The organism is Stenotrophomonas bentonitica, assembly GCF_013185915.1.
Classification (GTDB): domain Bacteria; phylum Pseudomonadota; class Gammaproteobacteria; order Xanthomonadales; family Xanthomonadaceae; genus Stenotrophomonas; species Stenotrophomonas bentonitica.
This window is the reverse complement of the sequence record NZ_JAAZUH010000001.1, coordinates 2454356-2475248: the sequence shown is the minus strand read 5'-3', so window position 1 is coordinate 2475248 and position 20893 is coordinate 2454356. Positions and strand designations below refer to the sequence as shown.

The 20893-nt window shown below is 68.3% G+C and carries 13 protein-coding genes, 1 rRNA gene and 1 pseudogene; 9 read left to right on the top strand and 6 right to left on the bottom strand.

The genetic code is table 11. The features are described 5' to 3' along the window. The first annotated feature begins 3 nt into the window (after nucleotides 1-3). Nucleotides 4-118, top strand: a 5S ribosomal RNA gene (gene rrf, locus HGB51_RS10890). 97 nt (nucleotides 119-215) lie between these two features. Here the strand turns inward: rrf and HGB51_RS20405 are convergent. The 3 genes and pseudogenes from HGB51_RS20405 to hemH form a co-directional block, all read right to left on the bottom strand. Then, nucleotides 216-1621 (bottom strand): annotated as a pseudogene (locus HGB51_RS20405) (methyl-accepting chemotaxis protein); the annotation flags it as partial. A 356-nt stretch (nucleotides 1622-1977) separates the two neighbouring features. Then, a complete protein-coding gene (locus tag HGB51_RS10880; RefSeq protein WP_070209604.1) occupies nucleotides 1978-2826 on the bottom strand; it encodes an alpha/beta fold hydrolase in 849 nt (282 codons plus the stop codon). Further along, nucleotides 2823-3785, bottom strand: a complete 963-nt coding sequence (gene hemH / locus HGB51_RS10875) for a ferrochelatase (RefSeq protein ID WP_070209605.1) — start codon at nucleotides 3783-3785, stop codon at nucleotides 2823-2825. Before hemH ends, HGB51_RS10880 begins: the two co-directional genes overlap by 4 nt. A gap of 133 nt (nucleotides 3786-3918) precedes the next feature. Here hemH and HGB51_RS10870 point away from each other — a divergent pair, with 133 nt between their 5' ends. The 4 genes from HGB51_RS10870 (at nucleotide 3919) to tatC (ending at nucleotide 6346) form a co-directional block, all read left to right on the top strand. Then, nucleotides 3919-4809, top strand: a complete 891-nt coding sequence (locus HGB51_RS10870) for a lipid-binding SYLF domain-containing protein (protein WP_070209606.1) — start codon at nucleotides 3919-3921, stop codon at nucleotides 4807-4809. Nucleotides 4810-4886: 77 nt separating this feature from the next. Further along, on the top strand, nucleotides 4887-5114 hold the full coding sequence (gene tatA / locus HGB51_RS10865) for a Sec-independent protein translocase subunit TatA (RefSeq protein WP_070209607.1): 228 nt from the start codon (nucleotides 4887-4889) through the stop codon (nucleotides 5112-5114). Nucleotides 5115-5129: 15 nt separating this feature from the next. Continuing rightward, entirely contained in the window at nucleotides 5130-5600 is a 471-nt protein-coding gene (gene tatB, locus HGB51_RS10860; protein ID WP_171966809.1) for a Sec-independent protein translocase protein TatB, read from the top strand. Further along, on the top strand, nucleotides 5597-6346 hold the full coding sequence (tatC, locus tag HGB51_RS10855; RefSeq protein ID WP_070208882.1) for a twin-arginine translocase subunit TatC: 750 nt from the start codon (nucleotides 5597-5599) through the stop codon (nucleotides 6344-6346). The genes tatB and tatC overlap by 4 nt, the downstream gene beginning before the upstream one ends. Before the next feature lie 221 nt (nucleotides 6347-6567). On the opposite strand, the gene HGB51_RS10850 is transcribed toward tatC, so the two are convergent. From HGB51_RS10850 to HGB51_RS10840, 3 genes are all read right to left on the bottom strand, one after another. After that, entirely contained in the window at nucleotides 6568-7479 is a 912-nt protein-coding gene (locus HGB51_RS10850; protein WP_070208883.1) for a BPSS1780 family membrane protein, read from the bottom strand. Between the two features lie 103 nt (nucleotides 7480-7582). Then, nucleotides 7583-8302 carry a glutamine amidotransferase gene (locus tag HGB51_RS10845; protein ID WP_070208884.1) on the bottom strand — a complete coding sequence of 240 codons (720 nt, stop codon included), beginning with the start codon at nucleotides 8300-8302 and terminating at the stop codon, nucleotides 7583-7585. Then, the gene (locus HGB51_RS10840) at nucleotides 8274-10109 is read right to left on the bottom strand and encodes a GspE/PulE family protein (RefSeq protein ID WP_070208885.1); all 1836 of its coding nucleotides are present in this window, start codon (nucleotides 10107-10109) and stop codon (nucleotides 8274-8276) included. The genes HGB51_RS10845 and HGB51_RS10840 overlap by 29 nt, the downstream gene beginning before the upstream one ends. A 79-nt stretch (nucleotides 10110-10188) precedes the next feature. Here HGB51_RS10840 and glyQ point away from each other — a divergent pair, with 79 nt between their 5' ends. The 4 genes from glyQ (at nucleotide 10189) to HGB51_RS10820 (ending at nucleotide 20832) form a co-directional block, all read left to right on the top strand. Further along, a complete protein-coding gene (gene glyQ / locus HGB51_RS10835) occupies nucleotides 10189-11100 on the top strand; it encodes a glycine--tRNA ligase subunit alpha (RefSeq protein ID WP_070208886.1) in 912 nt (303 codons plus the stop codon). Continuing rightward, nucleotides 11097-13193 (top strand): glycine--tRNA ligase subunit beta, encoded by a 2097-nt coding sequence (gene glyS, locus HGB51_RS10830; protein WP_070208887.1) that lies wholly within the window; start codon nucleotides 11097-11099, stop codon nucleotides 13191-13193. Before glyQ ends, glyS begins: the two co-directional genes overlap by 4 nt. Nucleotides 13194-13409: 216 nt before the next feature. Further along, nucleotides 13410-20210, top strand: a complete 6801-nt coding sequence (locus tag HGB51_RS10825; RefSeq protein WP_070208888.1) for a hypothetical protein — start codon at nucleotides 13410-13412, stop codon at nucleotides 20208-20210. A 109-nt stretch (nucleotides 20211-20319) separates the two neighbouring features. Next, on the top strand, nucleotides 20320-20832 hold the full coding sequence (locus HGB51_RS10820) for a hypothetical protein (protein WP_070208889.1): 513 nt from the start codon (nucleotides 20320-20322) through the stop codon (nucleotides 20830-20832). Nucleotides 20833-20893 lie beyond the last annotated feature (61 nt).

Sequence of the window (20893 nt, the reverse complement as noted above, 5' to 3'; positions counted from 1 at the left end):
CTCCCTGGTGAAATTAGCGCTGTGGAACCACCCGATCCCATCCCGAACTCGGAAGTGAAACGCAGCTGCGCCGATGGTAGTGTGGCTCAAGCCATGCGAGAGTAGGTCATCGCCAGGGTTTACACCCAAAAACCCCGCTGCTCACGCAGCGGGGTTTTTTCTTTTGGCCGCAGCGACCGAACCGGGGCATGCATGCCCCGGTTGATCCGCGTCGATTACCGGAACACGGCGACCGCGGCGGTCAATGCTTCTGCCTCCTGCTCCAACTCTCTTGCCGCTGCACTCGCCTCTTCCACCAACGCCGCGTTCTGCTGGGTGGCGTGGTCCATCCGTACGACGGTCTGGTTGATCTGGTCGATGCCGCCGGCCTGCTCGTGCGAGGCTGCGGCGATGCTGGCCATGATTTCGCTGACCGACGCCACGCTGCCGACGATATCGTGCATGGTGCTACCGGCGTCCTTGGCCAGGCGCACGCCGTCGGCCACTTCGGTGACCGAGGTGTCGATCAGCTGGCGGATCTCGCGGGCCGCTTCCGCGCAACGCTGCGCCAACGCACGCACTTCGCTTGCAACCACCGCGAACCCGCGGCCCTGCTCGCCGGCGCGTGCCGCCTCTACTGCCGCGTTGAGCGCGAGGATGTTGGTCTGGAAGGCGATGCCGTCGATCACGCCGGTAATGTCGCCGATCCTGCGCGATGCGCGTTCGATCCCCTCCATCGTGGTGACCACTCGACCCACCACGCTGCTGCCCTGCTCGGCGACGTCCTGCGCGCCCTGTGCGAGGGTGCTGCCCTTGCCCGCCTGCGAAGCATTCTGGCGAACGGTGGTGGTCAGCTCCTCCATCGAAGTAGCGGTCTCCTCCAGATGGGCTGCCTGCCGCTCGGTACGCCCGGAAAGGTCGTCGTTGCCGCTCGCAATCTCGCCGGCGGCCGTGTGGATGGCGGCAGCGCTGTGGCGGATGCGCTCTACCATCGCGCTCAACTGCTCGGCCGTCGCATTGGCGTCGCGCTGCATGGCGGCGAACGAACCTTCGTACTCGCCGTGCATGCGCTGGCCGAGGTCGCCCCGGGCCAGCCCGCCAGCACATGGCGGACATCGCCCACGGTGGCGCCGACGCGCTCCAGCAACTGATTGATGCCACGGGTCAGCCCGTCCATGAATCCCGCCCCGCCGTCGCCCTGCGGCAGGCGGCGATCCAAGTCGCCACGGCTGGCGGCGGCGACGATATCGGACACGGCATTCTCGAGCAGCAGCTCGTCGGTGCGGTCGTGCCATTCCACTGCAAAACCCAGACGTGCGCCGGCGCCATCGAACATCGGCGTGACCACCTGAGCAAAGTGCACCGGACCGATCCGCACGCGGCCGTGATGGGTCGCCTGCAGGGTATCCAGTACCCCACGGATGCGATCCGGATTGGCATGGAAGCGATGGATGCTGCTGCCAATAAGGCGCTCTGCGTCGAAGCCGGGGAAGGCGTCACGCAGGCTGGCCTGCTGGTTGCGCAGCAGGCGCACCACGGCCGGATTGGCGTAGCGGATCACATGCGTGGGATCGGCGATCATCAGCGCGGTCTGCGAGACCTCCATGGCCTGGCGCACCTGCGCATCGAGGGCAGCGCCGACGGTGTCCACATCGGGGCGGGCCTGCAGGTCGTTGAGGCGCGATGTGAGGTGGCCAATGTCGGCCATCAGCGCCGCTTCGCGACGATGCTGCCGGATCGCCAAGGCGAGCAGCGTGCCGCCGGAGGCCGCGAGCAGGGAAAGCACGGAAAGAGATGACATGGAAGCTCCTGGAAGAGAATGCAGCGCCCGCCGCATTGACGCGGCGAAACACGCTTCTTCCTGGAAGCCGGATCACACGCGGCTTCGCAATCAACGGAGCAGGCGACAACACAGGCACAACCCGTGTGCCTGCTTCATCGGTATCGGTCAGATCCGTGCACTATTGAGTGCGACACGGTGTCGCAGGCGCGCGAACGCTACGTCGCCAGGAACCGTGCGATTACATCCGCCACGCGGTGCGGGTGTTCCATGTGCACGTGATGGGTGCCGGGGAATACGTCCAGGCGGCCATTGCGCAGCAGTTTGATGCGCTCGCTGCGCAGCGGCTCGGGGTAATAGGACTGCGCCGGGGTGGCGTAGATCACCTGGGTGGGGCATTCGATCGCGGCCAGCAGGTCGTCGATCTGCGCTTCGCTCATCCGCATCGCGGTCGGAAGCATCAGGCGCTGGTCGCTGCACCAGCTGTAGCCACCTTCCACCGGCATCACGCCACGCTCGACCAGCAGGCGCGCGCACGGCTCGCTGAGCTGGTTGGCCATCATCCGCGCGCGTACCGGCGCGGCCAGGTCGGCAAACACGCGCAGTTTCTTCGACGGCAGTGCACGCACAGCGCGCACGTGGTCGCGCAGGCGCTGCGCGGTTTCATCCTCAGGACCACGCAGGCCGCCGAGTGCTTCGATGGCGACCAGGCGCTCCACGCGCTCGGGTGCTGCCGCAGCGGTAAGGCTGGCAATGCCGGCACCCATGGAATGGCCCAGCAGGATGAAGCGCTCCCAGCCCAATGCATCGGCCACGTCCAGAACGTGGCAGATCGCGCCGGGGGTGTTGTACTGGGTGCCATGCGGCAGATGCGCGCTGTGGCCGTGGCCGGGCAGGTCGATGGCCACCAGTTGCAGATCGGGCAGCGCGTCGGCCAGCGGTACGAAGCTGGCGGCGTTGTCTAGCCAGCCATGCAGGGCCAGTACGCGGGTACCTTCGGTGGCCGTCGAGCGCAGCCCGGCGACGATGCTGCCGTCGACCGGCAGGGTGAACGGTTCCAGCCTCATGTCAGCGCCGCGATGCTCAGCCGCGACAGTGCCAGCGCATGTGCGGGATCGGCATTGAGGCAGGGGATGTAGCGCATCTGCGCGCCGCGCTCGGCCACCGTTTCGGTGAACCCCATCGCCACCTCTTCCAGGGTTTCCAGGCAGTCGGTGGCAAAGCCGGGGCAGACCACGTCGATCTTCCTGATCCCGCGTTCGGCCATCGCCCACAACGTGGGTTCGGCATACGGTTGCAGCCATTTCTCGCGACCGAAGCGCGACTGGTAGGTGAGCTGCCAGTCGTCAGGGCCCAGCTCCAGCGCCTGCGCGATCGCCTTGGCGCTGGCTTCGCAGCGCTGCGGGTACGGGTCGCCGGCGTCGGCCAGGCGCTGGGGAATGCCGTGGAAGGAGAACACCAGGCGCTCGCCGCGCCCGTGTTCGGCCCACCACTGGCGGATGCTGCCGGCCACGGCGGCCACCCAGTCCGGGTCGACCGCGTAGTCGCGCACCAGGGTGACGGTGACGCCCGGATGCCGTGGCTGCCAGTCGCGCACCTGGTCTTCGATGGAGGCGGTGGTGGTGGTGGAGTACTGCGGATACAGCGGCAGCACCACGATCCGCCGCATGCCTTCGGCGGCGAGCCGGTCCAGCTCGGCGGTCAGCGCCGGGGCGCCGTAGCGCATGGCGTGGCGGACCCGCAGGTTGGGCATCAGCTGCTGCATGGCCTCGGCCAGGCGGCGGGTATGCACCATCAGCGGTGAGCCGTCGGGTAGCCAGACCTGGGCGTACTTGGCGGCCGAACGGCCGCTGCGCAGGGGCAGGATCAGGCCGTATAGCAGCGGCTTCCACAGCAACGGCGGGATCGCGACCACGCGCGGGTCGCTGAGGAATTCCGCCAGGTAGCGCCGCACCGCAGGTGCGGTGGGCGTCTCGGGTGTGCCTAGATTGACCGCCAGCACGGCGGTGTCGGGTGCGTCGATCATGGGGACATTCTCGCAGGTCTGCGCGACAGCGCGTGCATACTCATTGCGGATTCATAAGAACCCCACTAATTTCGGGGAAACGATCTATTTTCTGAATCGTCCGTATTTCGATTCCCCCCTTTCTGGAGCACCCATGCGCCGTTTGAGCCTTGCACTGCTGATCACCGCCAGCCTGATGTCGACCCAGGCATTCGCCGGGCCGGAGCAGGACCAGCGCGCCCGTAATGCGGTGCGCGTGCTGAATGAGATCCAGGCGATCCCCGAACAGGGCATCCCGGACAAGTTGCTGGACGAAGCACGGGCCGTAGTGGTCATTCCCGACACGATCAAGGCGGGGCTGGTGATTGGCGGCCGTCGCGGGTATGGCCTGATGTCGGTCAAGAATCCGGACGGCAGCTGGTCGAGCCCGGCGTTCATCAAGCTCACCGGCGGCAGCATCGGCTTCCAGGCCGGTGTGCAGTCGTCGGACGTGGTGCTGGTGTTCCGCAATGACCGCAGCCTGGACAACATCGTCAACGGCAAGTTCACGCTGGGCGCAGATGCCGGCGTGGCGGCCGGTCCGGTCGGGCGCAATGCGGCGGCGGCCACCGACGGGCAGCTGAAGGCGGAGATCTGGTCGTGGTCGCGCGCGCGCGGGCTGTTCGCGGGCGTGGCGCTGGACGGGGCGGTGCTGCAGATCGACGATGCGTCCAACCTGGACGCGTATGGCAGCAACACCACGGCGCGGATGATCATCGAGGGCCGCACCACGGGGCAGCCGTCGATGGACGTGGTGGCCTTCCGTGACCGCCTGGAAGAGGCGACCTATTCGGCGCGCCAGAACCGGGGCACGGCCAGCAGCGCGCCGGCACCGCGGCCGGCAGGCCCGCAGCCGCAGCAGGCGGCCCCGGCGGCAGCTGAACAGGCCGGGGCGGGCGCCACCACGGCGCCGCTGCAGGCGGTTCCGGCCCAGCCGGCGCCGCAGCAGGGCTTCCAGCCGGTGGGTGAGGGCGAGGTCCGTACCGAGTCGTTGGACGGAAACTGACTTTCGTCACGCGCGCCGCCCTCCCGGCGGTGCGCTATGCTCAAGGCTTGGTTTCCAGGTAATGCGAGCAGAACATCATGGGCAGTTTCAGCATTTGGCATTGGGTGGTGGTACTGGTCATCGTGCTGCTGGTGTTCGGCACCAAGAAGCTGACCAGTGGCGCCAAGGACCTGGGCAGTGCGGTCAAGGAATTCAAGAAGGGCATGCGCGACGACGACAAGCCGACCGCGCAGCTGAGCGATGAGGCGCGTCCGCAGGATCCGTCGACGACCTCGCAGAACGAGCACGACCGCGACCGTCGCTGATCAAGGCGGCATGCCGTGTTCGATATTGGTTTCAGTGAGCTGCTGGTCATCGCGGTCGTCGCGCTGGTCGTGCTGGGTCCGGAGCGGCTGCCGAAGGCGGCGCGCTTTGCGGGGCTGTGGGTGCGACGTGCGCGCAATCAGTGGGATTCGGTGAAGCAGGAGCTTGAGCGCGAGCTGCACGCGGATGAGATCAAGCGGCAGTTCCGTGAGGCGCAGGAGTCGGTGCGCGATACGGAGGCGCAGCTGCGCGCGAGCGGTGAGGCGGTGCGACGCGAGGCGGAGCAGGTGCGCGAGCAGGTGCATGCGACGGACGCTGCGGTCGGGCCAGGCGAGGAGCCGGTGATGACGGGGCCTGCGCCGGGTTCACCGGCGAGCGTCGCCCAGCATGTGGTGGCGGAGGACGCCCGCGATGCGATGGCGCCGCCGGGGATCGATGGGCAGGCGCCGCGTGATCCGCCGCCTGCTGCGCCGGAGGTGCCGCGATGAGTGGCAATGAGAATCCGGAAAGCGGGTTGATCGAACACCTGATCGAGTTGCGGGCGCGGTTGATGCGGGCGCTGATCGGGTTGGGGGTGGTGCTGCTGGGGCTGATGCCGTTTTCGCGGCAGATCTACAACTGGCTGGCACACCCGTTGATTTCGCAGCTGCCGAATGGGCAGTCGATGATTGCGATCAATCCGGCGGGGGCGTTCTTCGCGCCGCTGAAGCTGACGTTCTTCGTGGCATTGTTCATTGCGGTGCCGTGGCTGCTGTACCAGCTGTGGGCGTTCGTTGCGCCGGGCCTGTATGCGCGGGAGAAGCGTCTGGCGGTGCCGTTGCTGGCGACGTCGGTGCTGCTGTTTTACATCGGCTGTGCGTTTGCGTACTTCCTGGTGCTGCCGGCGGTGTTCCATTTCCTGACGACGTTCCGGCCGGATGTGATTGCGATCACGCCGGATGCGAATGCGTACCTGGATTTCGTGCTGGCGATCTTCTTTGCGTTCGGCAGCAGTTTCGAGTTGCCGGTGGCGATGGTGATCCTGACGCTGCTGGGCTGGGTGTCGCCGCAGCAGTTCAAGGAAGGCCGGGGTTACGCGATCGTGGGCATTTTCGTGCTGGCGGCGGTGTTGACGCCACCGGACGTGGTGTCGCAGCTGATGCTGGCGATTCCGATGGTGCTGCTCTATGAGCTTGGGATCCACGCTTCGCGGTGGTTGGTGCCTGCGAAAAGCGATGCGAAGCAGACTCAGTGATTCGCTTCGCTTTTAGATTGCGCTGAGAGCAGCGTTTCAGTTCTTACGTGCAGGGGCGGCCGCCGGGCAGCCCCGCTCCGAGATATCACGTGCCTTCGGCCCGTGATATCCGAGCATTCCACCTTAACCCCGCGCCTTCGGCGCGCCCCCTTCAACAAGAAGGGGGCTCTTCTCCAGCCCTTTCACCGGTCGCTGCAAGAACAGACGCGTGCGGCGCGTCTCTACGCTGCGAAGATGTTGTCTGGGCCGCTTTTGGGCGGTACCGGCGGCGGGGTGGTGCGGCCGCGGTGGTCGAACATCTGCTTCCAGGCGGCGTACACGGCGCCTACGTAGAGCGGCATGATGACGGTGGACATGGCGAGCTGCATGACGAAGGCGGCGGCGCCGACGCCGGCGACGAGCATGGCGAGCTGCATGGCGATGACGACCAGGAAGTAGATGCACAGCGTGGCGATCAGGCCTAGCAGCATGAACACGGCCATGGCGCCGAAGTTGCGGATGCAGCCCTGCAGGCTCATGCGCAGGGCGTGCATGCCGCTCTGGTGATCGAACACGACCAGGGCGGGCTGGGTGAACATGGCCATGCTCAGCGCGACGAAGGTGGCGAAGGCGAGCAGGATCCAGAGCAGGATCCGCATCACCGGGACGCCGGCCATGAGGGCCAGGGTCTGTTCGTTGCTGGGGGTGGCGCCGGACTGCTGCAGTTCCTGCATCTTGCGGAACATTTCGGCGGAGGCGGTGAGGCCTTCGCTGCCCATCATCAGGTAGAGCAGCGAACCGAGCGCGATGATGGCGATCAGCTGGATCGCGAGCGGAACCAGCAGGTGGCTGACGCGGCGGTCGCGGATCGGCTGCAGCAGGTGCACGGGGGTGGCGCGGTGGCCGTCGTCGACTTCGCGCACGGCGCAGAGCATGCCGCCGAAGACGAGTGGGCCGACGGCGACGGAGAGCAGCTGGCCCATGACGCCGAGCCAGCTGGGTAGGGCCTGGGCGAGCACGAGGATCAGCGAGCTGACCAGCATGCCGATCACGCCAAGGACCGCGAGCTGCAGCGGTGCGCGGCGATACAGGGAAAACGCGTCCAGCAGCCATTGGGCGCCCGCAGAGGCGGGCAGCTTGCGAATCTCGCTCATACCATTCCGGAACAGGGGGAAGGGCGCACGCGCCCTGGATCGAATCGATTATCCCTGTTTTCCGCGCGCGTGACCTGAAGGAAAGCTACCTGGCGCAGGGCTTTCAGTTGTTGCGGGCCTGGCGGACGAAGCGGCGCAGCAGCTGGCGGGCCAGCGGGGCGGCGCTGACGCCGCGGGCGAGGCTGCGCGCGCAGCCGCCATGGCGGCTGATGCACTCGGCCCGGGCGCGCACGTAGCCGCGCATGTGGTGGGTGGCGAACTCGGGGTGGAACTGCACGCCCCAGGCCTGCTGGCCCCATCGGAAGGCGTGGCAGTTGTCCTGCGCCGAGCGCGCCAGGATGGCGGCGCCTTCGGGGGCGCGCAGCACGGTCTGCAGGTGGGTGGCGTGGGCCGGGAAGCGGGCCGGCAGGCCGGCGAACAGGGGGTCGTCCACGGCCGAGGGTTCGAGCGCCAGCTCGATGGTGCCGGACTCGCGCCCGGCCGGGTTGTAGGCCACTTCGCCGCCCAGGGCGTGCGCGAGCAGCTGGTGGCCGTAGCAGATGCCGAACACCGGGCGGTTGTCGTGGGCGGCGGCGCGCAGCCACTGTGCGCTCCGCTCGCTCCAGTCGGCGCGGTCGGTGACGTAGGCGGCCGAGCCGCTGATGATCACGCCGGCATAGTCGCGGTGGTCGGGCAGTTCGTCGCCCTTGACCACGTCGACGACCACGGTTTCGTCGGCATCCAGGCCGGCCGCGACGCGGATCCAGTGCGGAAAACGGCCGTAACGGCGCAGCGAGGCGACCGGTTGGCCGGTTTCAAGAATCAGGAAGGGCGTGCGGTTCATCTCGCGGAGGCAGTACGGTCAGGACTTCCTCGATTGTAGTCAGCCCTGCCGCCACCTTTTCAAGTGCCGCGCGACGCAGGGTTCTCACTCCTTCAGCACGCGCGGCCTGGCTGAAACCGGCCAGATCCATGTCCGCGCGGATAAGGCCGCGCAGGCGCGGGCCCAATGGCAGCAACTCATACAGGCCGACACGGCCGAGGAAACCGGTGCGCCGGCAGTCCAGGCAACCGGCCGGTGCATATGGCGTGGCCGACTCTGGTAATGCTTCATCGGCATCAGCCAGGACCGCCCATTGGGCGGCGGTGAGCGGCTTGGGTACCTTGCAGTGCGGGCACAGGGTGCGCACCAGGCGCTGGGCGAGCACGCCGTTGATGGTGCTGGCCAGCAGGTAATGCGGCACGCCCAGGTCGAGCAGGCGGGTGATCGCCGAGGGCGCGTCGTTGGTGTGCAGGGTGGAGAGCACCAGGTGGCCGGTCAGCGAGGCCTGGACCGCCATCTGGGCGGTTTCCAGGTCGCGGATTTCGCCGATCATGATGATGTCCGGGTCCTGCCGCAGCAGGGTGCGCACGCCGGCGGCGAAATCCAGGTCGATGTTGGTCTGCACCTGCATCTGGTTGAATTCCGGGGCGATCATTTCGATCGGGTCTTCCACCGTGCACACGTTCACGTCCGGCGTGGCCAGGCGCTTCAGGGTGGAATACAGGGTCGTGGTCTTGCCCGAACCGGTCGGGCCGGTGACCAGCACGATGCCGTGCGGGCGCTCGACCAGGGCGGTCCAGCCGGCCGCTTCCTGCGGGCTGAAGCCGAGCTGGTCGATGCTCTTGAAGGCGGCATCCGGGTCGAAGATGCGCATCACGCACTTCTCGCCGAAGGCGGTGGGCATGGTGGAGAGGCGCATTTCGACCTCGCGCCCGCCCGGCGAACGGGTCTTGATGCGCCCGTCCTGCGGGCGGCGGCGCTCGGCCAGGTCCATGCGGCCCAGCACCTTGATGCGGCTCACCACGGCGGTCATCACCGCCGGCGGCACCTCGAACACCTTGTGCAGCACGCCGTCGATGCGGAAGCGCATGCGCCCCATGTCGCGGCGCGGTTCCAGGTGGATGTCCGAGGCACGCTGTTCGAAGGCGTACTGCAGCAGCCAGTCGACGATGTGCACCACGTGCTGGTCGTCGGCGTTCACATCGCCGGCGCGGCCCAGTTCCACCAGCTGTTCAAAGCTGGGCAGGGTGCCGTTGGTCTCGCTGCGCGAATCGCTGCGGGCGCCCCGCACCGAACGGGTGACCCCGTAGAACTCCATGGTGTAGCGATGCAGGTCGAGCGGATTGACCATCGCCAGCTCGATCCGGCGGCGGGTCAGGTGCTGCAGGTCGAGCAGCCACTCCTGGGACAGCGGTTCGCTGGTGGCCACCAGCAGGCGTTCGCTGTCCACTGCCAGCGGCAGGAAGCGGTGGCGCCGGGCATAGGCGTGCGAGACCAGCGAGGTGACCGCCGAGACGTCCACCCGGGTAGGGTCGATGCGCAGGTAGCGGGTGCCGGTGCGTTCGGCCAGCCACTGGGTCAGGCGCTCCAGGCCCAGTTCGCCGCCGCCGGCCGCGGCCAGCTTCAGGTTGGCCAGCAGCACCAGCGGGTGCACTTCGCTGGCGTTGCGTGCGCCCTGGCCGGTAAAACGGATGCGCTCCACGTCCTGCGCCGCGACCAGGCCGTCGGCGACCATGGCCGCCGCTACCTGCTCGAACACCAGCCGGCCCGGCGGCAGGGGCTGCGGGGCGGGCGCGGGGGCAAGCGTTGCCGGTGAGCAGTGTTCCATGGCGCCAGAATCCTCGAAGCGGGGGTTGCAGGTCCCTCGCTATACTAGCGCACCCCCTTTGCAGGCAAGAATCCGCCGCATGTCCGCGAACCCGAACGTTCCGATCACTTTCCAGGGCCTGATCCAGACCCTCAACCAGTATTGGGCGCAGCAGGGCTGCGTGCTGATCCAGCCGCTGGACCTGGAGGTCGGTGCCGGCACCTTCCACCCGGCGACCTTCCTGCGCTCGATCGGTCCGGAAAGCTGGAACGCGGCGTACGTGCAGCCCTCGCGCCGTCCCACCGACGGCCGCTACGGCGAGAACCCCAACCGCCTGCAGCGCTACTACCAGTACCAGGTGGCGATGAAGCCGAGCCCGGCCAACATCCAGCAGCTGTACCTGGATTCGCTCAAGGCGCTGGGCATCGACCCGCTGGTACACGACCTGCGCTTCGTCGAGGACAACTGGGAATCGCCGACGCTCGGCGCCTGGGGCCTGGGCTGGGAAGTGTGGCTCAACGGCATGGAAGTGACCCAGTTCACCTACTTCCAGCAGGCTGGTGGCCTGGAGTGCAAGCCGGTGCTGGGCGAGATCACCTACGGTCTCGAGCGCCTGTGCATGTACCTGCAGAACTGCGACAACGTCTACGACCTGGTCTGGACCTACGGGCCGGACGGCACGGCGGTGACCTACGGCGACGTGTACCTGCAGAACGAAGTGGAGCAGAGCACCTACAACTTCGAATATGCGGACGTGGACGAGCTGTTCCACCGCTTCGACGCCTGCGAGAAGGAAGCGCAGAAGCTGGTCGAGGTGGGCCTGCCGCTGCCGGCCTATGAGCAGGTCTGCAAGGCCAGCCATTCGTTCAACCTGCTGGACGCGCGCCGCGCGATCAGCGTGACCGAGCGCCAGCGCTACATCCTGCGCGTGCGCGCGCTGGCCCAGGCGGTGGCAAAACTGTATGAAGCCAAGCGCATCGAAGCGGTGGCAGCCAAGGAGGTGCAGGCATGAGCACGATGCTGCCGCTGTTGATCGAACTGGGTACCGAAGAACTGCCGGTGAAGGCGCTGCCGGGCCTGGCCCAGGCGTTCTTCGATGGTGTTGTGGATGGCCTGACCAAGCGTGGCGTAGCCGTTGAGAAGGGCGAGGCCAAGCCGCTCTCGACCCCGCGCCGCCTGGCGGTGCTGCTGCCCGGCGTGGCGTTGGAGCAGCCGGAGCAGAAGGGCGAAGTGCTGGGCCCGTACCTGAACATCGCGCTCGACGCCGACGGCCAGCCGACCAAGGCGCTGCAGGGCTTCGCGGCCAAGGCCGGGATCGACTGGACCGCGCTGGAGCGTACCAGCGACGCCAAGGGCGAGCGCTTCGTGCACCGTTCGGTGACTCCGGGCGCGCGCACCGCCAGCCTGCTGCCGGAGATCCTGGCCGAGGCGCTGGCCGGCATGCCGATTCCCAAGCCGATGCGCTGGGGCAGCCACAGCTACGGCTTCGCCCGCCCGGTGCATTGGCTGGTGCTGCTGCATGGCAAGGATGTGGTCGACGCCGAGGTGCTGGGCCTGAAGTCCGATCGCATGAGCCGTGGCCATCGTTTCATGCACGACAAGACCGTGTGGCTGTCGCAGCCGGACGACTATGTCAGCTCGCTGCAGGCCGCCTGCGTGCTGGTCGACCCCGACGCGCGCCGTGCGCGCATTGTCGAGGCGGTGAATGCCGAAGCGGCCTCGGCCGGTGGCCAGGCGCGGATCACCGACGACAACCTGGAACAGGTGGTCAACCTGGTCGAATGGCCGGCGCCGGTGCTGTGCAGTTTCGAACGCGAATTCCTGGCGGTGCCGCAGGAAGCGCTGATCGAAACCATGGAAATCAACCAGAAGTTCTTCCCGGTGCTCGACGCCAGCGGCAAGCTCACCGAGAAGTTCATCGGCATCGCCAACATCGAGTCGAAGAACGTCGCCGAAGTGGCCAAGGGCTACGAGCGCGTGATCCGCCCGCGCTTCGCCGACGCCAAGTTCTTCTTCGACGAAGACCTCAAGCAGGGCCTGGAGTCGATGGGTGACGGCCTGAAGACCGTGACCTACCAGGCCAAGCTGGGTTCGGTGGCCGACAAGGTGCAGCGCGTGGTCGCGCTGGCCGGGGCGATCGCGCCGCAGGTGGGTGCCGACCCGGTGCTGGCCAAGCGCGCCGCGCTGCTGGCCAAGAACGACCTGCAGTCGCGCATGGTCAACGAGTTCCCGGAGCTGCAGGGCATCGCCGGCCGTCATTACGCGGTGACCGGGGGCGAATCGCCCGAGGTCGCGCTGGCCATCGACGAGGCCTACCAGCCGCGCTTCGGTGGCGACGACATCGCACTGTCGGCACTGGGCAAGGTGCTGGCCATCGCCGAGCGCCTGGACACGCTGGCCGGCGGCTTTGCCGCGGGCCTGAAGCCTACCGGCAACAAGGACCCGTTCGCCCTGCGCCGCAACGCGCTGGGCCTGGCGCGCACGATCATCGAGTCGGGCTTCGACCTGGACCTGCGCGCGCTGCTGGCCAGCGCGCTGGCCGGCCTGCCGGCCGCCGTGCAGCCCAGTGCGGAGCGCAAGACCGACGCCCTGCCGCAGGAGCTGTACGACTTCATCCTCGACCGCCTGCGCGGCTACTACGCCGACAAGGGTGTGCCGGCCACGCACTTCAATGCGGTGGCCGAGCTGAAGCCGGCGTCGCTGTACGACTTCGACCGCCGCATCGACGCCATCGGCACGTTCGCGGCGCTGCCGGAAGCCGAAGCGCTGGCTGCGGCCAACAAGCGCATCCGCAACATCCTGCGCAAGGCGGACAGCGAGATCCCGGGCATGGTGGATCCTTCGCTGCTCGCCGAACCGGCGGAAAGCGAACTGGCCGAAGCGGTGGAAGCCGCCATCGACGACAGCAACGCGAGCCTGCACCAGAAGGATTACGTCAGCGTGCTGGCGCGCCTGGCCCGCCTGCGCCCGCAGGTGGATGCGTTCTTCGACGCGGTGATGGTCAACGCCGAAGATCCCAAGCTGCGCGCCAACCGCCTGGCCCTGCTCAAGCGCCTGGGCGACCGCCTGGGCAGCGTGGCGGCGATCGAGCATCTGTCCAGCTGACGGCAACGTCCCGTTCCTGCGACACCCTGAAAGCGCCCGACACGTTCGGGCGCTTTCTTTTTTCTGCATCCGTTCGATTGCGACGAAAAATGCAATCAGTCTGAATCTTGATTGAGCGCATCTACACAAATCGCGAAAAACGATAGATTCCTGCAATCGGTATTTCCGGGGGCGGCGTGATAGTCCAGCGCCGCCCCACGTCGTACGGAAGTATCCATGCCCTCGCTAGACCCCACCGCCCTGCTGCTTTCAACCATTGATCGGCACACGGCCCCGCCCAACGCACCCGCCGCGCAGGACGGGGACGGCATCCGCCCGGACCATGTGGGCAACGCGACATTGCCGTCGGCGGTGGACGCCGAAACACCGGTGCTGGAGCTGACCCAACGCGAAGCAGAGGTACGCGGCAGGATCCGCGCCGCCTACCCGCCCGAGAGCTGGAAGGTCGCCGACATCATGGACCGCTATCTCGCCGCTGCGACCACGCCAGCCGAGCGGGACGAGGTCACCGCCCATATGGAAAAGGCGCTGGCCGCGCGTGATCACGAGCTCAACATGGTGCGCGACCTGGGCCTGAACGTGCTGGACACCGTGCTCGACCGCGCCGCCTGGAGCACGCTGCTTGCGGCGCTGCCCGGTTGGGCGAACAGCGCACTGAGCGCAGGCCAGGTGGCGCGTGCGGCGTTCAGCGGCAGCTGGAGCAGCCTGGCGGGGGTGTTGCCGTCACTGGCCGCCGCGCTGCCCTCGCTGCGCAGCCATGCCGAGTTCGATGCGCTGGTGCAGTCGCTGCCCGAATCCGTACGCACCGGCCTGGCCAGCCTGCACGACAGCATCGCCGACACGGACGCGCAGCTGCGCCCGAACCTGGCCGGCGGCCACCTGCTGTCCGCGCTGGCGGTGGCCGCGCTGCTCTGGCAGGTGCAACGCGCGCTGCCCTCGCCGAGCCGCCAGCTGCACGGCATCGGCCGCTTCATCGCCGAGCTGCCCAACCATTGGCAGCGCATCGCCGTGCTCAACGGCGTGGGCAGTGCGCTGCTGGAGCCGGTTGCATCGGCACAGGGTGCGGACCTCGCTGCACCGAAGGTCCCGCTGACGCATGCGCAGAAGCTGGAACGCATTGCGCATCAGAAGGCGGTGGACCGGCGTGAGGCGATCATTCCGCCGTGGGACGTGGCGAATGTCGGGCAGGACGCGTGGCAGGCGCCCGGGCTGCCACACCCGGGTGGAGCCGTTGCAGCGCCGCCAGCATCTGAAGCTCCTGCAGCGGCGTCGGACGCTGCTGCATCGCCAGCCGCGCGTCCGCAGACGGGGTGGATTCCCTGGCTGGGTGCCGGCCTCACGGCCTTGCGCCAGTGGGGACGCGGCGGCTTCCAACCCGTGCCACAGGGGCCGCCCTCCATCGAAATGACCGACATGGGCGCGGTGCCGCTGCAGGAAGTGACGGCCAGCACGCCGCTGGTAACCGCGCCGCTGCAGGGGGGCGCGGGCGCAGCCGCCGGCGCAACCACCCGCAGCGCGCCCGGCCTGCGCCGCGGCGTGCTGTATGGCGCCGTTGCAGGCAGCCTCGGTGGCCTCGGCGCCGCAGCGTGGGGGCTGAAAAACCTGTTGTGGCCCGCTGCGCCGAGTGCGACCACCACCACCGACGTGGCCGCCCAGCTCGCCAACGACCTGGTGGAACTGCCGGATGGCAACTGGGGCACTGCACTGGATCTGGTGCTGGGCGATATCGAACCCGCCGCGCGCGGCGGTCGCACGCGACGCGCAGCATCGGCCTCCACGGCCGCACCCACGCCACCGCACCGCAACTACGCCGCACAGCTGCAGGGCGTGACCGCCGCTCAGCTGGACGCCCTGCGCGATGACCCGGAACTGCTGCAGCAGGTGCAGAGCATGCGCCGCTGGTCGGTGGCGATGGCGCGCGATATCGCCACGCGTCCGGGCTGGGAATGGGTGGCGAAGTTGCCCACCACCGAGCAGGAGCTGCTGGTCGGCCAATGGCAGGCGCTGCGCGGCCTGCGCCCGGCACTGGCGGCCGTGCAGGACGGCGCCGGCGCCTCGATGCGTGCGGCGCTGCGCACGGCGGGCTGGCACGGCGACTGGCAGGACATCGAAGTGCGCCTGCCGTCCGCCCGCGTCGCCGGCATCGCCGTGGACGACCGCCTGCCGTTGCTCGAATACTGCCTGGCCCGCGACGCGCAGGGCACGCCCGTGTTCCTGCGCAACGGTACACCCGTGTCGACCACCGAACGCGCCCAGCTGACCCGCTTCGTGCGCAGCGCCGAGGCGCGTCGCCTGCGTGGCGACATCAACGCCCGCGTCGAACAGCTGCGCCCGGCGCTGGGTCGCGCGGTGCAGGCCCGCCTGGCCATCGACGCGCTGAAGGCCAAGGCGCACGGTGCGCTGGGCAGCGGCAACGCGCACCGGCGCGGCGCCGACGTGGTGCTGGGCTTCCTGCAGGGCACCGGCGCCGTGGAACGCGCCACCCTGACCTACATCGACCGCCTGCCCAATGGCACGCCGATCACCGTGCAGGTGCCCAATTACCTGGTGTTGCGCAGTGCCGGCGAGCCGGGCCTGCGCGGCCAGGTGGTGCTGTACCGCTCCGACCTGGCCAGCTTCCAGGCATTCGGCGACGAAGGCGCTTTCCGACAGTTCCTGGACGCCCAGCGTGCGCGCATCGGCATGTTCGCCGCCAATGGCAGCATCGACGGCACCCTGGCCGGCGACATCGTGCAGGCGGCCATGCCGGCACAACGCGCCGCGCTGCGCGAGCGCGTGCAATCGTGGGAATCGCGCTGGGCGCGTTTCCAGAGCGGCGACCGCAGCGCCAAGGCGTGGAACCCGGCCGACAGTTTCCGGCTCGACTTCGCCCCGGTGGATGCACCGGCGGGCGCACGCCAGGCGTGGGCCGACGCGCTGGTCGTGCACGGTCAGGCGCTGGCGCAGCAGCAGCTGGACCGCAACCTACTGCGCTGGAGTCCGCTCGGGATCGCCAACGTCAACGCGGAAAACGCCTATCGCCTGCAGCAGGACACCGCGCTGCAGAGCCTTCGCCAGCACGCACACGACAGCGTTTGCGACGCGATGACGCGTGCACTGCGCATGGCTGGCCTGCAGGGTTCGCTGGAAGGCTTCGACCCGGACCGGGTGCGCTTGCGCGTGGGGGCCCACGAGATGGCCCTGACCGACTGGGCCACCAGCGGGTGGCAGCGGCACGGGCTGCGTCGCCCCTCGATGCCGGCCAACCTGCCCGACTGGTCGCCGGATGCCGCCGGCATGCCCGAGGCGCGGCTGGAGCCGGCGCCCTGGCTGGACGACGCCAGCCTGGATGCGATGCAGCTGGTGGCCTACCAGGCCGGCGCACACGGCACTCCGGATGTCGACGCCGTGCTGGGCGCGCAGCTGCAGGACCCGGCGCTGCGCCGCGCGCTGTGCGGCGTGCTGGAGGACTACGCCGACAGCAACGCGCTGGCCGACGCCTACATCGACCACCTGCAGGCGCTGCCGCACAGTGCCGACGGCAACGCATTCGCCGGCGCGCTGGCCGACCAGCTGCGCGCACGCACCGGCTGGATGATCGAGGTGGCCTACCAGAATGGCGCGATAGACGCGGCCACGCGCACGGCATTGAAGGCCGCGCACGCACGGCTGGACCCCGACGGTACGCGGCCGTCGTCGCTGCAGGCGGTGACCCTCAAAGACCACGTTCTGGTGGGTCTGTGGGCGATCCGCAGCAGCGCGGGCACGTTTGTGTTCCTGCCCGACACCGCGCAGGGCGACCGCCTGCTGGACGAGCGCGCGTTCGGTGAATGGCTGCGCCGCACGGGGGCGCAGACCTACATCCGTGCGCGCGCGCAGTACCGCCACCACCCCGACCTGGCCGCGATGTTCGCGCATACCTCGGCCAGCTACGCCATCCCGGTGGGATTCGCGGCCACGCAGGGCCCTGACGCGGCCGCGGAGGCGCTGATCGCCGCGCGTGTCGACGACGTGGACGAGATGACCGTCAGCCAGCTGGAGCGGTTCGCAGACACGTTCACCCTGATGGGCGCGGCCGGCGTGGGCGCGCTGTGCTCGCTGGCCAGCGGCGGCACCGCCACCCTGCTGTGCCTGGCGGGCACGCTGGGGCTGGTGGGACGAAGCATCGAGGAAGGCTTCGAGCAGTTCGAACGCGGCGACCGTGACGCCGCGCTGATGGCCCTGGCAGAGGCCCTGTACGAAGGGATCGACTTCGCGCAGGTCAACCGGATCCGCGAGCTGCTGTACCAGGTCGGCAGGCGCAGCCTGGACACCGTCTCCGACGCGGTCGACGCCCTGCGCCAATGGCGCCTGCAGTCGCGGGCGTTCGCCGCCGACGGCACGCTGGGCACGGCATGGGTGCAGCCACGCGCCACGCTGGAGCAGGCGCCGATGCTGTCGCGCCCGCTTCCCGATGGCGGCACGCTGTACCTGCAGCAGGGCCGCGAGTACCTGCAGCGCAACGGCGAATTCGTCGAAAGTTATGTCGACCGCAACGGGGTCCGCCGCCTGCGCGATCGAAGCGACGGCGACGCGGCCGGCGCGCCGGTGCACTTCAAGGATGGCCAGTGGCGGCGGATGCAGGCGCGTTCCAGCACGACCGGGCGAACCACCACCCCGATGCCGCATCCCGAGCGTGCGGTTCCCGGCTGGGTGAAGGCGATCCCCGGGGCGGGCGAGCTGCCGGCGTCGCGCCTGGATGAGCTGGAAGCGATCTTCGGCGTGCTCACCCTGTCCAGGAAGCCGACGGCCGACGTGACCAATGTGGTGAACGACTGGACGATGCGCCAGCGCATCCAGGAGATCATCGCCAGCCCGGAAACGCTGGGGCGACCCGGTGAAGGCGCGGTCATCCTGCGCGCCTGGGCCGACAGCCCGAGGCTGGGCAACGGTCGCAGTGTCGAGACCTACTACCATGAGATCGGCGACTGGATGCGCGGGGCCCGCTTCGGCACTGGCCCGGTCGGCCTGCACGTCGAAGTACTGGACGCGCAGTCGCTGCCGGATGTGGATGGGCTGGTCGACGCCGCCGGTCTCGCCGAGGTGGCCCACAGGCTGGGCCTGGCCGAGCAGAGCCCACGCGATGACGTGATGCTGGCCGTGCGGCGCGAACTGGCCCAGGTCATCGCCGCAAAGCCCGCGCAGAGCCAGCTCACCTGGCACCGCTGGCGGGCGATGCAGCACCGCTTGCCGACCGCGGCCGACAACCTGGTCAAGCACTACCCCGAGCTGACCCGGCCCGAGGCGCAGGAACTGACCGCAGCCGACTCTGAGCTGGCCAGGGCCGCAGAGTCCTGGTTGTTCCCGTCCACCACGGCTGCACAGGTGGCCAATGTGCTGGCCAACCGCAAGCTGCGCGAACAGCGCCAGTCGGTGGTGCAGGGGCGCATCCGCACGCTGTCCGAAGCACAGGTCCTGCTGTCCCACCTGCAGGAAGTGCTGCCCGGTCGTGCGTGGAGTACCCGTTCGGCGCCCTCGGGCGGCGGCACGATGCTGACCTTCAGCGCATCGCCCAGCGGCGCACCCGCCGGCCAGGTCACCTTCGCCGGTGACGTCGCGGCGAACGTGCCGACCGACGCTGCGCGACCGTTGGAAGGCTGGCAGCAGCGCGTGTTCGACCAGCTGGCCGAAGCCGAACAGCAGTCGGTGGGCGACCCGGAACGGCTGCGGCGCGCGGTGATCGAGCGCATGAAGCAGGCCAAGGGCGCGCCCGAATGTGCGGTGCCGCGTCGCAGCGGCGGGCGCACGGCACGTTCGGCCGATACCTGTGAACCGGCGGTTGCGCGTTCAACGCTTGAGCTGAAGGAGGTGCAGGTCCGCGATGCGCTCGACGAGGACCTGATCGCACTGCGCGCCACCATGGATGCCCGATTCACCGAACGCAGTGCGCTGGAGCGCGAATACAACGCCCTGTGGGCGAAGTCGCAGGCGCTGAAGAAGCAGAAGCTGACCCTGGATGAGGCAGATGCAAAGCGCATGAGCACGCTGGGCAGGAACGACTTCGGCTTGTTGAAGGGATTCGACACGATGAACTTCGCCAACTATCGGCTGAGCGATCTGTCGTACAAGGGACAGCCGGTGGATCTCGGGCCGTCCTTCCCACCCACCGGGGCGGCTGCCAGCGGCGACCCGCGAAGCTGGATGAACAGCGACGGGTTCGTCGAGCCGAACTACATCCGGCGCGTCCTGATCCCCAACGCAGTTGCAGACGGAAAGCTGACCCAGACCGGGATGTTCCCGGCCGAGTACGCACTGGGCGCGGATCTGTCGCCGGTGGGCGGCAGGCTGGCCGCACCGGGCCAGGCGTCGGTCGAGATCCTGCTGACCGAAGACGACCTGCTGGTGCATGCACCGGGCACCAAGGGACGCGACCGGAAAGTGCGGCTGGGCGAGCTCAGCGATGCGGACATCGAACGGCTGGGACCCAATGACCTGTCCGCGACGATGAAGCGCGTGCTGGGCGATGCGCGCCTGTTGCCCAGCAATGCGCGCGCGCTGGTGGCCGCAGAGCCCTATCGGGTGTACCTGGTGCGCTCCTGCAGCGAGGACAAGATCATCAACAACCTGTTCCGCAGCCTCGGCACCGCCGTCACGGAGATCGCCGCGCCGCTGAAGGGCAACGGCCAGGCACCCATCACGGCGCTGTCGGGAGACCTCTCCGTGCTCACCGAAATGCACCCGTGCGAAAGCAGCTGCAATGGCAGGTTCAGGAAAATGGTGGAGCTGCTGTCGGAGATGAAGATCAACATTTTCTATCGGTTCAACGACAACAAGCAGCGCCGCGAATGGTGGGCTGAAAAGAAGATCGAGCGCCTCGTCGAGCGCAGCCGGCAGGACTGGGTGTCGAAGGGATACACCGACGCGCAGATGCAGGCAGAGGCCACCGAACAGCTCAAGGACTCGGTGCTCGCCAACTGGGTCGCGGCAGATCTCGCCAGGACCCCGCCCGCGCAACCCACGCCCAGGTTGTGGGACGCCAGGGAGGAACAGGCCTTTTAAGTCAGCCCTGCTGGTGTGCCGGGTTGGCGGGGTGCACCATGCCAGCGTCTGCGGTCGAGGCTGTAATCCTTGGCCGCAGGCGTACCGTCCGACGCAGGGAGAGCTCGAAGTGAACATCAACAACGCAGGCATGACCACGGCCGGCACCCATGCAGTCGCCGCCGTCGAGCCCACCGTCTCCCTGCTCGGCGATGCCCGCGAGCAGGAACTCGGCAGGCGCGAGGGCACTTTCCTCCAGTTCTGCATTTCGGCCAAGCCGCTGGTCTGCCACACCTTCCGCACACAGATCGCGGCGGAACTCGAGGGGTACCTCGAGCAGGGTTTCCTGAGGGAAAGCGACGCTGACGGGCCTGTGCAGCGGCTGGTTGCCGAGGCCGAAGACGAAGAGGGCGTCGATCCGGACGAGGTCAACCTGGGGCTGCGCGAAGGGGTGCTGGTGTTCGGCTTCTACAACTGCCACGGCTGCGGAGACCGTTACTACGCCTGCATGCCGGGGAAGAAGGAGCTCGCATTCTTCTCCATCTGCATCGAATCGGGCGTGGCCACCAGCGGGCCGTATGACATCTTCGTGTCGGCGCCCATGGACTGGTCCACCTTCCTGGCAGACCTGCCACCTGCGTGAATATGGCGTGATGTCCGACAGCCCGGATGGGGTGGATACAGGCTTCGTTTTCAGCCCGTTC